The organism is Leptolyngbya sp. 'hensonii', from assembly GCF_001939115.1.
Lineage (GTDB): Bacteria > Cyanobacteriota > Cyanobacteriia.
Window position 1 is genome coordinate 1 of record NZ_MQTZ01000006.1, and the last position, 17,583, is coordinate 17,583.

The 17,583-nt window shown below is 48.5% G+C and carries 18 protein-coding genes, 1 pseudogene and 1 riboswitch; of the genes and pseudogenes, 5 read left to right on the plus strand and 14 right to left on the minus strand.

Features of this window, described 5'->3' with window-relative positions:
* A pseudogene (locus BST81_RS28685) lies at nt 1-176 on the minus strand (IS1 family transposase); the annotation flags it as partial.
* Nucleotides 177-258: 82 nt separating this feature from the next.
* Between BST81_RS28685 and BST81_RS02800 the strand changes: the two are divergent.
* Complete coding sequence (locus BST81_RS02800) at nt 259-468, plus strand: hypothetical protein (RefSeq protein ID WP_075597031.1); 210 nt, start codon at nt 259-261, stop codon at nt 466-468.
* Between the two features lie 108 nt (nt 469-576).
* On the opposite strand, the gene BST81_RS02805 is transcribed toward BST81_RS02800, so the two are convergent.
* Nucleotides 577-1,182, minus strand: a complete 606-nt coding sequence (locus BST81_RS02805; protein WP_075597032.1) for a formylmethanofuran dehydrogenase subunit E family protein — start codon at nt 1,180-1,182, stop codon at nt 577-579.
* Between the two features lie 59 nt (nt 1,183-1,241).
* Between BST81_RS02805 and BST81_RS02810 the strand changes: the two genes are divergently transcribed.
* Nucleotides 1,242-1,895, plus strand: coding sequence for a pentapeptide repeat-containing protein (locus BST81_RS02810; protein ID WP_075597033.1), 654 nt, complete (start codon nt 1,242-1,244; stop codon nt 1,893-1,895).
* Here the strand turns inward: BST81_RS02810 and BST81_RS02815 are convergent.
* The 12 genes from BST81_RS02815 to metE form a co-directional block, all read right to left on the minus strand.
* Nucleotides 1,887-2,669, minus strand: coding sequence for an ABC transporter ATP-binding protein (locus BST81_RS02815; protein ID WP_075597034.1), 783 nt, complete (start codon nt 2,667-2,669; stop codon nt 1,887-1,889). The genes BST81_RS02810 and BST81_RS02815 overlap by 9 nt on opposite strands.
* Before the next feature lie 29 nt (nt 2,670-2,698).
* Nucleotides 2,699-3,718 carry an iron ABC transporter permease gene (locus BST81_RS02820; RefSeq protein ID WP_075597035.1) on the minus strand — a complete coding sequence of 340 codons (1,020 nt, stop codon included), beginning with the start codon at nt 3,716-3,718 and terminating at the stop codon, nt 2,699-2,701.
* Nucleotides 3,715-4,929 carry an ABC transporter substrate-binding protein gene (locus tag BST81_RS02825; protein ID WP_075597036.1) on the minus strand — a complete coding sequence of 405 codons (1,215 nt, stop codon included), beginning with the start codon at nt 4,927-4,929 and terminating at the stop codon, nt 3,715-3,717. Before BST81_RS02825 ends, BST81_RS02820 begins: the two co-directional genes overlap by 4 nt.
* Nucleotides 4,926-5,810, minus strand: a complete 885-nt coding sequence (locus tag BST81_RS02830) for a (2Fe-2S) ferredoxin domain-containing protein (RefSeq protein ID WP_253188063.1) — start codon at nt 5,808-5,810, stop codon at nt 4,926-4,928. The genes BST81_RS02825 and BST81_RS02830 overlap by 4 nt, the downstream gene beginning before the upstream one ends.
* Nucleotides 5,811-5,886: 76 nt before the next feature.
* Nucleotides 5,887-6,936, minus strand: a complete 1,050-nt coding sequence (gene cobW / locus BST81_RS02835) for a cobalamin biosynthesis protein CobW (protein ID WP_075597038.1) — start codon at nt 6,934-6,936, stop codon at nt 5,887-5,889.
* 30 nt (nt 6,937-6,966) lie between these two features.
* A complete protein-coding gene (locus tag BST81_RS02840) occupies nt 6,967-7,353 on the minus strand; it encodes a DUF1636 domain-containing protein (RefSeq protein WP_075597068.1) in 387 nt (128 codons plus the stop codon).
* A gap of 122 nt (nt 7,354-7,475) precedes the next feature.
* Entirely contained in the window at nt 7,476-8,183 is a 708-nt protein-coding gene (locus BST81_RS02845) for a CADD family putative folate metabolism protein (protein ID WP_075597039.1), read from the minus strand.
* A gap of 587 nt (nt 8,184-8,770) precedes the next feature.
* Entirely contained in the window at nt 8,771-9,817 is a 1,047-nt protein-coding gene (locus BST81_RS02855) for a methyltransferase domain-containing protein (RefSeq protein ID WP_075597041.1), read from the minus strand.
* 15 nt (nt 9,818-9,832) lie between these two features.
* Nucleotides 9,833-11,086, minus strand: a complete 1,254-nt coding sequence (locus tag BST81_RS02860; RefSeq protein ID WP_083636620.1) for a fatty acid desaturase — start codon at nt 11,084-11,086, stop codon at nt 9,833-9,835.
* Between the two features lie 84 nt (nt 11,087-11,170).
* Entirely contained in the window at nt 11,171-11,626 is a 456-nt protein-coding gene (locus BST81_RS02865; RefSeq protein ID WP_075597042.1) for a hypothetical protein, read from the minus strand.
* Complete coding sequence (locus BST81_RS02870) at nt 11,619-12,071, minus strand: hypothetical protein (protein WP_075597043.1); 453 nt, start codon at nt 12,069-12,071, stop codon at nt 11,619-11,621. The genes BST81_RS02865 and BST81_RS02870 overlap by 8 nt, the downstream gene beginning before the upstream one ends.
* The gene (metE, locus tag BST81_RS02875) at nt 12,061-14,304 is read right to left on the minus strand and encodes a 5-methyltetrahydropteroyltriglutamate--homocysteine S-methyltransferase (protein ID WP_075597044.1); all 2,244 of its coding nucleotides are present in this window, start codon (nt 14,302-14,304) and stop codon (nt 12,061-12,063) included. Before metE ends, BST81_RS02870 begins: the two co-directional genes overlap by 11 nt.
* 264 nt (nt 14,305-14,568) lie before the next feature.
* Nucleotides 14,569-14,714, minus strand: a riboswitch (cobalamin riboswitch).
* A 207-nt stretch (nt 14,715-14,921) separates the two neighbouring features.
* On the opposite strand from metE, the gene BST81_RS02880 reads away from it, so the two are divergent.
* The 3 genes from BST81_RS02880 to BST81_RS02890 are packed head-to-tail and all read left to right on the plus strand — an operon-like array spanning nt 14,922 to nt 17,527.
* Nucleotides 14,922-15,371 carry a SufE family protein gene (locus BST81_RS02880; protein ID WP_075597045.1) on the plus strand — a complete coding sequence of 150 codons (450 nt, stop codon included), beginning with the start codon at nt 14,922-14,924 and terminating at the stop codon, nt 15,369-15,371.
* Nucleotides 15,372-15,380: 9 nt separating this feature from the next.
* Nucleotides 15,381-16,424, plus strand: a complete 1,044-nt coding sequence (locus BST81_RS02885) for a GTP-binding protein (RefSeq protein WP_075597046.1) — start codon at nt 15,381-15,383, stop codon at nt 16,422-16,424.
* Nucleotides 16,425-16,438: 14 nt separating this feature from the next.
* Nucleotides 16,439-17,527 carry a GTP-binding protein gene (locus tag BST81_RS02890; protein ID WP_075597047.1) on the plus strand — a complete coding sequence of 363 codons (1,089 nt, stop codon included), beginning with the start codon at nt 16,439-16,441 and terminating at the stop codon, nt 17,525-17,527.
* Nucleotides 17,528-17,583 lie beyond the last annotated feature (56 nt).

Here is a 17,583-nt window from a genome sequence, read left to right on the forward strand (position 1 = left end):
CTGTGAGCTTGCAGGACTTGTTGAATTTGCTCTGGACTGACGTGACGGTAGTAGTAGAGGGTGTCAAAACTCTCTGAGAAGGTTTGTTGGCACCCCAGGCAAAAGTAGCGTTGATGCCCATTCGGCATCTTGCCATGCTTGTGAGTCTTAGAATGACCGCAGAGCTTACATTCCATAGCTTGAGTAGGTGAATCGTTGATTCCTTACTCTACCAGACCCACATCAGTTTGACGCACTACCGATTTTCCCAACAAGTATTTGATTGGTCCCGTCGTCTTCAGACCAGACTTTAACGCTCAATCTGAAGTCATCAGCGCAAATCAGGCATGGTCACTGTTTTTCACCGCTGGCAAAGAAGATAAAGTGCTGGGCTTTAATGCGGAGGCAGGTCGCTTTTTCACGAATTTACTGCTGGCTGTAGGTGCGGCTGGTGTTCTGTGGGCAGTGTTGTTTAATAGCGTCGGGTAGGTGGTTTGTCATTCCTGCTACGCATCTCAAAACTTCCCTGAAGTTCCAGTTAGTTCGCCTGCTGGGGCTTCAATCTTGGCTAAATATATCGTTGATTTGAACAGCGAATCAGGGGATGGCTTCTACCGAGAATAGCGACTCTTCGGAAGCATTCATTACGGCATCGTAGCGTTGTCGTCCAGTTGTGTTCTGATTCCAGTCATCTAACTGCGCTCTGGCAGTCGCCGGAATGGTGTAGCGAAGCGTTTCTCCGGTGGTGCGATTGCGAATCTCAGCAACGCCAAAAGTCCCCTCTGGGCTGGTAGTCGTAGCAACTCGCAACAAGTTTTGTCCAGGGGTTGAAGTGGTGGCAATCATGATGCCATCTGCAACGCAAGGGCAGGGGGCGATCGCCCCACTGTAGTAGGTGACATCCAGTGTGCGGGGGGCTGCATTTAATCGTTGCATGGCATCCAAACCGATACGAATGCCTAAGGCAATGTAGGAGCCAAAGCCTCCATGCACCCGCCGCCCCAGTTCTACCCATTGATCGGGTGTTTCGGTCGGACGAGTTGGCTGAAGCGCAAGTTGTTGATGGTCATTTAGTAAAGTGAATTTGTCCTGGGCGGAATCGCGCGATGTGCCATTTGTAGCAGTAGCGATCTGACTTCCATCAAATCCCAAAATCCCACACAGTATTGTGACCCAACTCAGAGTATTGATACCTTTAATCATTTCGTAATCCTCAAATGCCCCTGACCAGGATAGTCAGATCAGGTGTGGTCTGTTAAATTATGCCGAAGTGCAAAACTACAGGCAATCCGGTCAAACCATTCCACATGAGAGCAGACGAATTTCTAGAACACTATCGACGGGGCGAGCGTAACTTTCGAGGAGTTAATCTACGTGGTATTTATCTCAGAGATGTCCGGTTGCAGGATGTTGACTTAAACTGCGCCGACTTGCGGGGTGCATCTCTGATGAGCGTTGATTTCAGTGGTGCGAACTTGCATCGAGCGGATTTAAGTGGCGCATTCTTAATCCACTCTAATCTCAGTTTTGCTAACTTAACGCAAGCCAATTTGACAAAGGCATTTCTGATTTTGGCAAACTTGCACCAAAGTTGTTTAACTGAGGCTAATTTGAGTCACACCAATTTGACGAAAGCCAATCTTTCCGAGGTAGTTGGGCTTGCTGAAGCTATCCTGGATCAGACTATTTTGACGGGAGCTTTGCTGCCACCGCGATCGCCGCAGGCGAGTCATAGACTATTGCGCTTCAAAGCAACTGTGCTTTCACTTACTGGTAAACTCTATCGCATGGCAAAACCAAAATTGTCAGAAGATAGGCTGTCAAACATTTCTGGTACAGTTGGAGAGACTTCCATTGGTGGCGATTCAACTTGCCTAACGGAGACTTACCAAATTAATAGAATTCTATTAGATTGAGGCTGGTGTTAAGGGACACACCTGAAGCCCAACGGGAGTTTGTAGAATTGCAGCTTCAATGTCAAATACCTGCCGTAAGTTCTCCAGGGTTAAAGTGTCAACAGGAGTCCCGATCGCCCACAAGCAACCGTGACGCAACAATGCCAGTCGATCGCTAAATCGGGCAGCCAGATTTATATCGTGCAACACCGTAATAATTGTCAGGTTTTGTTCTCGATTCAACCGCCGTAACAATTCCAGCAACTCTAATTGATAGTGAATATCTAAGTACGTCGTTGGTTCATCTAACAACAACACTTTTGGTGCCTGAGCCAGTGCCAGCGCCAGAAATACCCGTTGCCGCTCTCCACCTGACAGTTGCTCTACCGGGCGATCGCTAAACTGTTGCACCTGCACTTGTGCCATTGCGGTTTCCACTTGATCACGGTCATCTGCGTTCAATTCCCACTGCCACCAGGGTTGGTATGGGGTGCGTCCCAAACTCACCAGTTGTCGCACCGTTAAACCCGCTGGTGCGATCGATTGCTGCGGCAACCACGCCAGCGTTTGCGCCACAATTTGAGCCGGGAGACTGTGAATCGCCTTGCCATCCAGCCACACCGCTCCCTGTTGCGGTATTAACAGGCGGTTTAACAACTTTAGCAGTGTAGACTTACCCGATCCATTTGCGCCTATCAGACTGAGCCACTCACCCGGTTGCAGAGTTAGATGCAGATCGTGGATCACAGAATGATCCCGGTAACCGCCAGTGAGGTGTTCAGTGTGGAGAAGCATACAACAAGAGAAAGGGTTAAGAAAATTGATTAATGTCTGATTTGATTACGGAGAATCACCCAGATCAAAATCGGTGTGCCAATCAAAGCAGTCACCGAGTTGAGCGGCAACACCGACGATCGCACCAAAACTTGCGACAGCAAATCTGCCACTAATGCTAGCCCAGCCCCAACGATCGTTGCGCTGGGTAGAAGCCATCGGACATCACTCGTTTGCAGCACACCTCGACACAGATGAGGCACTGCAACACCCAGAAACGCGATGGGTCCGCAAAACGCAGTCACGACTCCTGCCAGAATGGATGAACTGAGTAAAACTAGAAACCGGAGTCGATTTAGACTGACTCCCAGCGATCGGGCTTGAGTGTCGCCAAGCAGAATTACATTCAAGGCAGTGGTTGTGATAAACGCGATCGCGCTGCCAATCACAACTCCACTCGCCATCAGGGGAAGTTGCGCCCAGGTGACACCGCCAAAGCTGCCAAACGTCCAAATGACAAACTGCTGTACCTGTTGAGCAGAACTCAGTTGCAGCAGAATATTGACAACTGCTCCGGTGGCATAGCCAAACATTAGTCCCAACACGAGGAGCGCGATCGCGCTTTGCACTATTCGCGCCGTCACAATCACCAATACTGCGACGCTCGCTGCTCCAATGCAGGCGGCGGTAATGATGTTGATATCGCCATAGAGAACCCCAAGTTGCTGCGAGGCAAGCACCACGATCGCGACCCCCAAACTGGCACCCGAACTAATTCCCAGCACGAACGGCCCTGCCAGCGGATTGTGAAACAAGGTTTGCAGTTGTAAGCCGCTAATGGCGAGGGCAGAACCTGCCAACATGGCTGTCAGCGATCGCGGCAGGCGAAATTGCCAGATGATCGCGCTCCAGGTGGGCTTGGTCGGAGTACCACCCATCAGAGTTGTGAACACATCCGATAATGGAATTGGCACCGTTCCGATCGCTAAACTTACAACAAACAACAGCAACAAACCACCGCTCAGGATGCCCAATAGCCAGGGGTAAGATGCAGAACCACGCCACTTCATTGGGGCAACTGTCGATAGTACACAAATTGATGTTCTGGCATTAACTCAGGATGAAAAATCTTCACCAAATCTGCCAGGATTAAATCTGGATTGGCAGTGCCGCTTTGCCAGTAATCGTTGCCCCCGTCAGGGTTGACTTTGGCTGTCGGACTGAACACCTTACCCGATTGTACGGCTATAAAGTTTTGATAGCGAGGGTCCGCTGCCAGCAAATCTGCGCGGGTTTTGACGCTATTTGCATTGACAATCCAATACTGAGCGGTGACAGCGCGATCGTAGACCTGCTCAAAATTTAACTGCACACTGCCCGGTGTTCGTTCATCTGCCCAAAGATAAGTGGCACCTGAATCCTGAAAAAACCGCGCCACATAGCTCTCGCCCCCTGGGATATACCAGGTGCCCTGATAATCGAAGCCTGAAAAGACGGTCGGTTTTAGTTGCCGTTGGGTGGCTTTTGCCGCGATCGCCTGGTATCGCTGCCGCACTTCTGCAAAGCGTTGTTCTGCTTCTGCCTCCCGGTTAAAAAACGTTGCCAGAAACTTGATCCACTCGGCTCTTCCCAGCGGAGTCGATTCCATATATTCGGCAACGATCGCCACCTTCAGTCCCGCCTCCAGGAGTTTAGGATGGGTATCTTGTTGAGGGTTGCCCGTACCGAAGGTAGTAACCAATTCTGGTGACAGTTCCAGCACTCTTTCGACACTCAAATTCCCAGAATCACCGACTTCAACCAATTGGTTTGCTTCAATTTTTGCCGTCACAGCAGGAGTTGTGACATCCTTAAAATTACTAATTCCAACTAAGCGATCGAGGACGTTTAACCGCTCCAACGGAACAAAGTGAGTTGTGGATAACGCAACGACCGAACGGACTGGAATTTGTACAATTTGCTCTGGCTTAAATCCCGATGGAATTGGAGTTCCACACTGCACCAGCACATATTGAAATTGCGTTTTGGCATCTTTCCAGGGACGATTCACTGAAACCACTTTGTAGTGTTGATGATACGTCACGGTGAATCCCTGAGCATCAGTCAAGCGAACTTTATTCGGAAAGTAATCTACATCCGCGCGATACTCTTGCACACACTCCGGGTTGGAGTTAGTGGAGGGCTGAGGTGGTGCGATTATGCAGGCTGAGAGGGCGATCACACAGCCCAAAAAGATAGACCCAAGACGCGATACCTTCGGTGGGCTTTGCCAACGGTTCATGGCGAATGCTGAATCAGTGGATAGAGATGAGACTCGATTTTGTGTCCCTGCTGAACATGGTCTTGCACAATCTGTTTGGCAATGTCAGGCGTGACGCGAGTGTACCAGGTTCTGTCACTGGAATAGAAAACGACCGGACCCAGTTTGCAAACCTCCAGGCAACCAGAGGTCATCACATAGACATCCAGTTCGGCTTGCTTGATGGCTTCCTGGAGTGCCTCAATAATCGGTTGCCAGTTGCGCGAAGGATAGCAACGACTGGAGCGACACACCGCAAGATAAGGACGCTTTAAGGGATTCTGGTCAAACGGAATCGGACGAGTTCCCAGAATGTAGGTTTCGCGCAATTCCTGGTACAAACTCAACTTTTCGAGTTGGGGTTTACCTTCTGGGAGCAGGTCTTCATCCTCACCGACAAAGGGATTTGGCAAAAACAGATTCATCATCTTTTCGCCAGATCCATTCCAAAACTGAATCCCCCAACTGCGGGCTTCTCCCCGTTCGTTTAGACGACGATACAGCGAGGCACGGTGAATCAGTCGCTGCTGCCGTAGTTCAGGAGGTGTTTTTGCTAGAGGTCCGCCCAGATGTTCTTCCAGACAAAGATGCAGATGCCATGCTTCGGTAACGACAGTGAGATAGCCATCATACAGAATGCAAATTTTAGGCGGTTGAGTGAATTCCAACTCCAGCACGCTCCCTTCCACCACATGTCCGATCTGGGTTTCCTGCCAGCGTTCTTGAAACAGCGTGTAGAGGAGTGGTCCCGTGACATCGATCGTACAGGGAAAGTCTTCGTACTCAATCTGTCCGCCTGTGGTCAGCGGTTCTGTAATCGTGCGGTTGAGTGGCGTAACTTGGCGAGAGAATTCACCCATCATCGTTCTCCTACAACGTAGCACTGATCCCGACTCGAAAGCTGCGTCTCACCCCAGAATAACCTGGATGTCGCTGTACTCACCGAGAATGGATCTCCTCCTGAATTGAAGCAGAAACCTGCTTTAAATTGAGCGATCGCCCAATAAACACTAACCGAGTTTGACGGGGTTCATCGGGTTGCCAGGGGCGATCGTAAAAAGTATCAAATCGATTGCCAACACCTTGAACGACTAACCGCATGGCTTTATTGGGCACGGCTACAAAGCCCTTAATCCGATAAATCTCATACTGCTGAACCAGAGATTGCAAGCGGTTGACCAACTCTGCTGGGTCAAATGCCTGATCAAGTACCACATGAACCGAAGTAATGTCTTCATCGTGTTCATGATCTTCTTCCGTATCATGATGGCTAGGGCGAGAGTCGAGATTGTCTTCAACAGCGGCATTAAATCCCAGTAGAAGATCAGGGCTAATTTCTCCTTGTTTGCAGGGCACAATTTTCACCCCGGTTGGAAGTTCCTTTTGTAACCACTGCTGAACTTTTTTTTGAGTTGCTAAATCAACGCGATCGACCTTCGTTAACAACACCATATCGGCACACGCCAACTGATCTTCAAACAGTTCTTCGATCGGGGTTTCATGCTCCAGGCTATCATCCGCTTGCCGTTGAGCTTCCAGGGCATCTAAATCACCGACAAACTGACCATTGGCAAGAGCTTCGCAATCCACGACAGTCACAACACCATCGACGGTTGCTCCAGTGCGAATTTCGGGCCAGCGAAAGGCTTGTACCAGAGGTTTGGGTAAGGCTAATCCAGAGGTTTCAATCAGGATGCAGTCAAGACGATCGCGCCTTTTTAACAACTCCTGCATTGTCGGCAAAAACTCTTCCTGCACGGTGCAGCACAAACAGCCATTCGCCAGTTCCAAAATATTGTTATTCGGGTCTTCATCGTCATCACAAACGCGACACGATCGCAATAACTCACCATCAATCCCCATTTCGCCGAATTCATTGACCAATACGGCAATGCGACGACCTTGATTGTTTTGTAATAGATGACGCACGAGTGTGGTTTTTCCGGCTCCCAAAAAGCCTGTCACAACGGTAACTGGAATTTTATGCATGATCTGGTACTTGATAAAGCTAAATGAGCGTTACTGATTTTCCACTGGCAGTGGTGGTAAGACGGCATGTATACCCTTCTTCACGACCTCTGGGCGCTCTTTGTACGGCACTTTGCCCTCGGAGCAAGCGACATACTGGCCACTAAATTGCAGGAGTTCAGGTACTGAATGAGTCGGAGACAGTTCACTTAAGATGAACGTAAGTTTGGTAGGAGCCGCAAAGGCTACCACACAAGCACGGCTACAAGCGCCCAGACAGCGCACTGGACGTAGCTGAATCGCTTCTTGCCAGTCACAGGCTTCTAAGCCCTGACTCAGATGATCAAAGAGAGCTTGACCCGCACTCAAGCCAGCCTGTGTTTGACTAGTCTCTGAAGGGCGGCAAAGCACACAAACAAACAACGTATGTTGAGTCATGATAATCATCAAGTGTGACGACGGCTTTGATGTTGGAGAAATTTCAGCGTTGCCATTAGCATTAAAAAGCAAGTGGAAACTAAACGGTGGCACCAAAAGGCTGCTTTCTCAGGAACGATTACTTACGACGCAGCTGCCACTTCAGCATTCAGATCAGCACAATAAGTTTTGTAGACTCCATCTAAAAATTGCCACAGGGCATCCACCGCTTGCTGCGCAACTTGCAGTACTTCCGCCTCTTTCTCAGGCGTATCTGCGTACTGCTCAATCAGTTTCAATTCGGCTTCAGTGTGCCACACATCCGCCGCCTGATGGACCGTGAAGAACTGGTAGTCTTCTGGATTGTTCATGCCATAGAACTGCCTCAGGCCATCAATTTTAACGGCTGCAATTTCAGGAATTTGAGACTCGTACATCACCAATGCAGCTAATCCAGCGTAGAAGGGAGAATTGATGCAAATGCTGCGGAAGGTTTCGATCAGATTTGTTGTGGTTGCTAAAGGAGCCGTCTCAGTTAGTTCAGCTTCCGCTGCACCGAGCGCGATCGCAAACCGTTTCCAGAGCGCCGGATGGTTATTCTCGCCCCGTTCTTCTTCGATCAGGTTTTCCAAAATTTCCTGGCGGACTAAGATCGCTCCATCCATGGCAGGCGTATTGAAATGTACTCCGCTGACATAAGTTGGAAACGCTAGCACATTCTGAAAATACTGAATTGCATAGGGTTTTAGATGCCCACGAGTAAGCTTCCCTTCTGTCCAGGCGATATAGAAGGGATGTTTCAGCAAATGCTTTTGGTCAGCGATCGCCTTGAGTTGTTCACGAATTGCCATACAGCCTCCATGGGTGGGTAAAGTACAGGAAAAAGTCTGAAACTCTTTTGAACGTTGAGGTCGGAATTTTTTGTCCTCAACAGTGCAGCCGGTTTGTAGCATTAAAGGCACCCCCCTAAATGGTTTGGATTATGTGAACAGTGAACGTTAAAGGAGTATCCAATCGCCATTGCTTACCTTTGTAAAAGAGAAGTTGATAAACGTGCAAATCGCCATAGCGGAACGATGCTTCAAACGATCTGGCACAGTTTTGACAAAATGGTCTCGCCCAACTGGAACACTGACCCAGTGTGTCTCTGCACCAATATCAATCCCAGCAGCATGAGGATGAATTTGGCTGATTTTAGGTTCCACTGGTTGCCGTGACATTTCTCCTCCTCTTGTTTGCAAAGGTGCTCTGACCTGGGACGGTTGCTGGAAAGTCTTCTAAACAGGATAGGAAATCCTTCACCAGTGCAATCACCACGAGTCCCAGAACCATGCTCCGAGTCAGGCACTTAGCACCATTGATGCTTCGGTCTTAACTGTCAGAACACAGTTTTAGGATAGGCAATTACCCCAGTTTCTTCCGTCAATCACGCAGCATTTTAGGCTGCGTTAGGTGCTCCGTAGGAGAATTGCACTAATCTATCCCCTGTTTGGTTGGACCGGAATACTTCACCCATTAGGACATGGGCGCGTACTGCTCGAAACATGCCAAAGCGACATAACCCTGATCCAAATGCCAAACGCATCAACAGGAACGTGGGCACTTCCCGCAATGATTTAATTAGCCCAATCACGCCAAACCGAATAATTCCCTCTGGACGCACTACTCCCTGCCAGATAGAGTCGAGCCACGAGGGTAAAGTTTCCACTGTCCAGTCAGCAGTGGTGACTTCACCCGCAACCAGTCCGGTTGCCTCCAGTAATTCTGCAAATCCTTCAATGCTGGAAAACGCGGGATGAGACCACTGATCGAGCAGTTGGCGCATCACTGGCTTTTCCCAGAAGTTTAGGGGTGTATGACGATTCCCATTCTGGGGCGTTGCACGAACGTCCCGCTGATTCCAGTCAGCAACCACCAAAATGCCACCCGGTTTCAGAGCGCGCAATAGCTCTCTGGCGAACTGGGCTTTATCGGGCATGTGCGGACCTGCCTCGATCGACCAGACTACATCAAAGCTGGCATCCGGGAAAGACAGTGCCAGCGCATCATCCACCTTGAACTGGGCACTCACCCCAGGTGGTGTCAATTCTTGGGCGCGTCTAACTTGCTGGGGACTGATGGTAATGCCAGTTACATGGAAGCCATACTCCTGTGCCAGAATGCGACTACTGCCACCAATACCACAGCCCACATCCAAAACAGTAGTACCGGAAGGCAGGCAATCTAGTCCGCCCCAACGTACCATTTCATGCACAAAGTCTTCTTTGGCTTTGAGAAAATCCTTTTTGCAAGGGGGAGCGCCATAGTGCCCCAGGTGGATGTGTTCGCCCCAGTAAAATTCCAGAATGCCGTCGTTCGTCCAATCATCATAGGAATTGGCGACAGAATCAGGAGATTGATAGCGACGGGCCGTGAGTAGATAGAGCGCAATTCCAACTATCAGGAGTACCAGTAGAATTCCTAGCGTAGCAATTGATATATTCATCTGGATGAAACCTCACTATTCAAGACTTTTGACTGCTGGACTACCTGTTTCTCCGTTACTTGCACAGTTGGGAACTGGGTTCGCTATTGTCTCAGCCGTTTGATGAAAGGATGAGATCGACACTAAACGGTCTGAGTCCGCATCCCACAGAAGAAATTGGGCACAGTCAAATAGATCTCCGATTCGCAGGGTCTTGACATCCGAGAGCAGGTGACTATTTTCACGATGACAAGCAGCAAGATGATAATTGGGAATTCTTTCGGAAAGATGGTGAATCGTGTGATAACCGATATCGGCGCTAAACCATCTGAGAATGGTGGGTAATTCTAAATAACTGCTGCCCTGAACTGCTCCTAAAATATAGTCCCAACCTGCTGTTTTGTGAGCATAAGCCCCCTCAAAAATATGCTGGACAAAAAAGACCCAGATGAAGATCGTTGCAGAACAACTGAGGGTGATCGAGTAAATACTCCAAAACAGTCCAACTCCCCACAGATGGCTCAGAAAAATCCAGCCGCCAATGACACAAATATTGTTCAACAGGAGATCCCAAAATTCAGCAACCGACTGCCAGTGTTTTGACTGATGGGTAGATAGGGTTTGCGCGAAGTTCTTCAACTCCGAACCCTGCCTCAGGGCAGTAAATACATGATGGATGAAATCATAGATTCCCATAATCAACATGAATCTGGGCTTGATGACCAGGTAGAAAAAACCACCTGGAATTCCTATTAATGGATGTCGTAGGACTTCGTACAGCCTTTGATTGAACGGATCGAGCTGAGAAAACTCCTCGGTGGATAAGAAATCTGCAACACCCCGATATCGCTCCCAGTCACCATTCGTTTTGTGATGGTAGGCATGATCCCTTGACCAGCCATATTGGGGAATCGCATTGATTACACCCAGTAGGAACCCAACGATTCGATTCGCCTGCTTTGACCGGAAGAGAGAATAGTGTCCACAATCATGCATCAAAGAAAAACAGCGCAGTGAAAAGAGAAACATCAGAGCCATGATTGGGGGGAGCAGCCATAGGGAAATTGTGGCTGCTTGTACAGCCACAATCCATAAAAGAACATAAGGGACAATGGTATTGAGAATTTGATACGTTGCTCGCAGGTTGCTGGTTTTGATGTATGGAGTCAACACAAAGTCAGATTTTTTGATCGTATCCGATGGTTTTAGTTGACGAGAAAATTCATATTTTACAAAGGGATGAACCGCTGTCGGGATCTGTCCAGAGCGATTCAGGTAGTGTTTGAGCATAATAGGTTTCAGTTCAGGAATACGTCGAGATGAAGGAATAGCTGAGCATCTCGTTCCAAAATGCTGCGCGAACGTCCATCAAAATTACTGCACAATCTCCTTCTGCAATGCACAAACGGCTGGCTGAAACTCCTCCCAGGTTTTACACACTTGCTCGTAACATTGGGGTGGGGTGATGGGCAGATTTTTCAGGTAAAAGAATGTCACCTGGTTAAATGATTCCAGTAGGAATACCAATTCAGTCGCCGGATTGTAAGTATCTACAGCTTCCAGAATATGAGCATTCATAAAATGATGGCGCAGAATCACCGTATCGGGAGCCGCTAACCAGGCGTTTAAAAAAGCAGCAAGACGAGATCGCTGGATAAAGTAGGTTTTGAAAGATTCCCCCGCAATCCCCACTGTGGGAGAATTAGTGCTGCAAATGAGGGCACCGCGTTCACCACCGAGATAGCCTGCCCAGGCGTTGTAGCCGAGTACTAGTAAATTTGTAGCAATAAAGTCTTGCTGCCAGTCCATCGGTTCAGGCACTTCACTCATGACATCCTCCGTGGGTAGGGGTTTCAAGCTGGAATTCTGACCAACGCTGCTGCATTTGCTGATAGCAGGCTGCTGGGGAGATGGCAAGATGCTGAAGCAAATTAATGTCTGCCCGTCCATTTTCGTTAATTAACAGCAGAATTTGTTGGGCAGGATCATAGGTTTGAACGGTATCGATCAGACGTTCAATTAAGGTTGCCGTTAAATTGAGAGTTTGCAAATAGGTCGAAATATCGGACAGGGGAACAAATCGGGCAGTGTACTCCACGACATCGCTACACCAATCCACAGACTCGGTGTTGATGATCGCCACATCACAGGCAACCATGCCCCGTCCCTGAGTGGTAAATCCTTGCCACGCGGCGTGTCCCAGGGGTAACAGATTTTCTCGAATGAATAGGTTTTGCCAGTAACCACAATAGCCTTGCCAGAGATCATTTCGCATTGGCTTCCTCCCGGATGATTTTTGCGGCTTCTACCATGTTTTTCAGCGATGGAATCACTTCCTCCCAGCGGCGTGTTTTTAATCCGCAATCAGGGTTGACCCAAATCTGTTCGATCGGTAGATTGGCAATCCCAGTTTTTAGCTGTTGAACCATCAACTCAGTACTAGGAATCGCTGGACTATGGACATCGTAAACGCCGTTACCGACTTGATGTTGGTAGCCTGCATCCGTAATTTCAAATAGGGTCTCATTGTTGCTGCGGCTATTCTCGATCGACAACACATCCGCATCCAGACGCTCAATGTGCTGAATAATGTCGCCAAACTCGGAGTAGCACATGTGGGTGTGAATTTGAGTTTCGGGCTTGGCAACTCCTGCCGCCAAACGGAACGCATCAACCGCCCAAGACAGATACTCATTCCAGCGTTCTGGCTTCAGGGGCAATCCCTCCCGCAGAGCGGGTTCATCAATTTGCACCATTTTCGCTCCAGTCGCTTCTAAATCTGCGACTTCATCTCGCAGGGCGAAGGCAATCTGCATTGCCTGTTCACTGCGAGGAATATCCGTGCGGGTAAACGACCAGTTGATCATTGTCACGGGCCCAGTCAGCATCCCCTTCATAATTTTATCGGTGAGGGATTGCGCCACCTTGAACTCTCGAATAGTCATAGGTTGGGTTCGGACAACATCTCCGTAAATAATCGGTGGACGCACACAGCGACTGCCATAGCTTTGCACCCAACCGTGTTCGGTAAAGGCAAATCCAGAGAGCTGTTGTCCAAAGAATTCCACCATGTCAGTGCGTTCAAACTCGCCATGCACCAACACATCTAGCCCAGCTTCCTCTTGAATTTGAATGCACTTGGCAATCTCTGCATCGATCGCCGCTTCGTATTCGGCTTGAGTGATTTCACCCCGTTTTAGCTTGACTCGTAGTTGCCGTACCTCTGAGGTTTGTGGAAATGAGCCAATGGTTGTTGTCGGAAAGGGCGGCAGCGTTGGCTGGAGTTTTTTGCGTTGCTCATAGGGCATAGCGCGCTCCAAATGATTGACAGTCAGGTTGCGGAGCCGATCTTGTACTGCTGAATTTACAGGGCTGAACTGCTCAAAGGTTTTCCATTGAGTTTGCACTACTGCTAATTGATCACCCGGATCATTTCCATCAAGCGTCTGTGCCAAGATCACCACCTCATCCAGTTTCTGTTCCGCAAAACTCAACACATTTCGCAAGGGTTCTGGCAGTTTTGTTTCTCGCGTCGCATCATAGGGAACAAATTGCAGGGATGATGAAGGATGCAATCGAATATTTGGCGTGATGCTATGAATGGTTTCTAGCGTTGATAACACTGATCTAGGACGAATTTTCCAGATATTGCGCGCATCCACAATCCCCACACCCAACTGTTTATCGGCTGGAAATCCATGTTGTTGCAATAAGTCGAGACTGCGTCCACGGGTGAAGTCTAAACTGATGCCAGCGACAGGCAATTCCATCACCCAGGGATACGTGGTTCCCAGATCGTCAAAATAGGTGACGAGATGAATGGGTACACCGATTTGAGCAAGCTGGGTGTAAGTGGTTGCGATCGCCTCTTTCAGATCCGCTGCATTGCTTGTGACGAGAATCGGTTCATGCACCTGCACTTCAGTGATGCCCAGTGCTTTCAGTCGAGAGAGCAAATCACTATAAAGCGGTAATAGTTTTTCGAGATGGGTTGTCAGATCACCTTCCAAACGGCTTAAACGCAATAGGGTGACGGGGCTGAGGATGATTGGCACGGCTCGCTCACCGAGAAAGTCTTTTGCTCGCTGCACCCTTGTCAAAAAGTCTGCAAAGTTTGCCTCCGGCTTTGCATCAGCCGCAATTTCGGGCACCAGATAGTGATAGTTGGTATCAAACCATTTAGTCATTTCTAGGGCAGGACTGCCATCCTTGCCGCGTGCCATTGCAAAATATTGATCGAGTCCCGACAGATGACGAAAGCGATCGGGAATTAGCCCCAAACGAACACTCCAATCCAGTACATGGTCATAAAGGGTGGTGTCACCGATGCCAATGCGATTGATCCCGGCTTCGAGTTGCGTCTTCCAGTTCGCCAATTCAACCTCTCGAACCGTTTGAAGCAAGGTTTCTGCATCAGATTTATGGCTCCAAAAGGCTTCTAATGCCTTTTTAACCTCACGATTTCTACCAATGCGGGGATACCCCAGCGTTGCAGTTGGAATAGTCATAGCTGTAGCGTTCTAAATTTTGTGGATAAGCATAGAAGATTAGCTGTTCCCGATTTGGAAACAGCCCATAACCAGACGTAGCGAGGACATTAGCTACAACTGCCAAATGCAACATCAGCCACCTTTGATCAGGTAGCCTTGCTAAATGTCAATCGCGCGTTCAATTCAAATCGTCAACTCAGAAGGCTACAACCTTAAAATTCCAACAAAAAACCAATCGCAAAATCCTGAAGTTTTCATCATCCGTACCTCGCAGATGTTTATGTAACGGGTTTACCAATCGGCGGGCATTCTGACTCAGAGAGTTGCGCCTCTCCTTACAGCTGCGGGACAGCGGCAGATTTACACTGCACTTTCCCCCTTGCGTCTGATGGCTGCTCCCCATCAAAACCGAATAGGTAACTGAACAATAACACAATAAGGCTATTGTGACACATTCTGAATTTCAGGTTTAGCTAAATCAGCGAAACACTCATAGCAGTGTGCCTCAGTACCGCATAGGAATAGATCAACCGCAGGATTGGTATCGCTTGTGAAGAACAGCTTCAGTTTTTCACCCACTTCCTATATAATGAGAATGATTATCATTTTTACAGATAGCTTGCTGCTAGAACAGTATGTCGCCCGTCTCCCAACCCTTGCCTGCCTCCCTTGAGCGGATTGTCCAGCGGTTCCAACAGATTTCGGAACCGAAGCGGCGCTATGAGTACTTGCTTTGCTTTGCCAAGCGCCTGCCGCCATTTCCCGATGAGCAAAAGGTGACAGACCATAAAGTTTCTGGCTGTGTGTCTCAGGTGTATGTGACTGCCAGTTTGCAGCAGGGCAAGGTGATCTTTCAGGGAGATTCCGACTCTCAACTAACTAAGGGATTAGTGGGGCTGTTGGTTGAAGGATTGAACGGGTTGGCCCCCGCAGAAATTATCCAGTTAACACCTGATTTCATTCAGAAAACCGGGCTGGATATCAGCCTAACTCCGTCTCGTGCCAATGGTTTTTACAACATCTTTCAAACCATGCAACGGAAAGCGCTGGTCTATCATCTGGCTGCGACTTACTTGCGAACTTAAGGAGTCATTATGTCCAATTCGGTGATGCAAGTTTGTCCAGAATCGGTGAATGCCCCTGAGCGTGTCATGCCCGTTACCATCATCACAGGCTTTTTGGGCAGCGGCAAAACCACGCTGCTCAATCATATTCTGAACAATCGCCACGGGTTAAAGATTGCTGTGATTGTGAATGAGTTTGGTGACATTGATATCGATTCACAACTGTTAGTTTCCGTGGATGAAAACATGGTGCAACTGGGCAATGGCTGTATTTGCTGCACCATTAATCAAAGCTTGGTTGATACCGTGTATGAAATGGTCGATCGCCATGACTCAGTTGATTACATTGTGGTTGAAACGACTGGAATTGCTGATCCTTTGCCGATCATGTTGAGCTTTGTCAGTACGGAGTTGCGGGATGTCACGCGACTGGATTCAGTGCTGACAGTTGTGGATGCTGAATCCTTTACCTCCACTCATTACGAGAGTGAAGCCGCACTCAACCAACTCATCTTTGGGGACATTATTCTGTTGAATAAGACCGATCTGGTTTCTCCTCAAGTTGTGGATGGGTTGGAAGATTATATTCGCTCGATCAAACCAAGCGCTCGCATCATCTCGACCCAATATGGGGAAGTGCCACTGCCGTTAATTTTGGATATTGGATTTAATGACTCCAGCACCTACCTTAACTCATCTAAATTAAGTCATCTTCATGACTATGAGCATTCTCACCACCTGGAAAATGATGGGTTTGTAGCGGTTTCCTTTGAAAGCGAATCGCTTCCAGAGCAACTGCGCCAGTGCCCCTTCGACTTACCCAAATTCCAAAACTTTCTGGATCATCTGTCTCCTGATGTTTACCGCGCCAAGGGAATTGTCTGGTTCCAGGGCAGCCAACTGCGCCATATTTTGCAACTGAGTGGTAAGCGATGTGATATGAAAAGCGTTCATGCAACGTCTCTGAAAGAGAATCGATCGCAGTCACCAAAACGTAATCAATTAGTATTCATCGGACGTAATTTGGATGCTGAACGAATCAAAAGGCAATTGATTGAATGTCTTGCTACTTAACTTGAGGAATTAGTATGACCGACACAGCAATGCTTCCCAACTCAACCACTCTGGACATTCCTAAACGTGGAATGCCTGTCACGATTATCACGGGATTTCTCGGCAGTGGTAAAACCACATTACTCAACCACATTTTAAACAATCGCCAGGATCTAAAAGTTGCGATCTTGGTGAATGAGTTTGGTGATATTAACATCGACAGTCAGTTACTCGTGTCGATGGATGAAGACATGGTGGAACTGAGTAATGGCTGTATTTGCTGCACCATCAATGATGGCTTGGTGGATGCGGTGTATAACGTACTGGAGCGGAACGATCAGGTCGATTACATGGTGATTGAAACGACGGGTGTTGCCGATCCACTGCCGATTATTTTGACCTTTCTGGGTACAGAATTGCGCGACCTGACCCGGTTAGATTCGATCGTTACCGTTGTCGATTCTGAGGCGTTTACTCCCGATCATTTCGACAGCGAAGCGGCATTCAAGCAGATTGCCTATGGAGATGTCACGATTTTGAATAAAACCGATCTGGCAACTCCAGACCAGGTCCAAAACCTGGAAGCTTATATTAGTACCGTCAAAGAAGGTGCCAGAATCCTGCATAGTCAACACGGTCAGGTGCCGCTACCGCTGATTCTAGATGTGTATTACAACAACCCGGATACTTACGCGGACTTGGTGCGGGACGAAATCGAGCAAACTGAGCGAGAACACCATGACCATGACCGTGAGCATGATCATCACCATGATCACGCCCATGAGCATGACCACTATCACCATGCCCATGAGCATCACCATCATCACTCTGCTCACCTCGATAACGATGGGTTTGTGTCCGTTGCCTTTGAGAGCGATCGCCCCTTCGATGTGAAAAAGTTTGAAACCTTCCTGCACGAGCAGTTACCCAAAGAGGTATTTCGAGCCAAAGGCATCCTCTGGTTTGCAGAAAGTGATCTCCGCAATGTCTTTCAACTGAGTGGCCTCCGGTTTGACCTGCAAGGAGAAGAATGGCGAACTCCACCGAAAACCCAGATGGTTTTGATCGGGCGCAACTTAAATGCAGATGAACTGCAACAACAGTTAACCGCCTGCCTTGCCTGATCCCAAGTCTTTCAGCAGTGCAGTTATCTGCTGAAGGGAGGGGTACTGCATGCCTT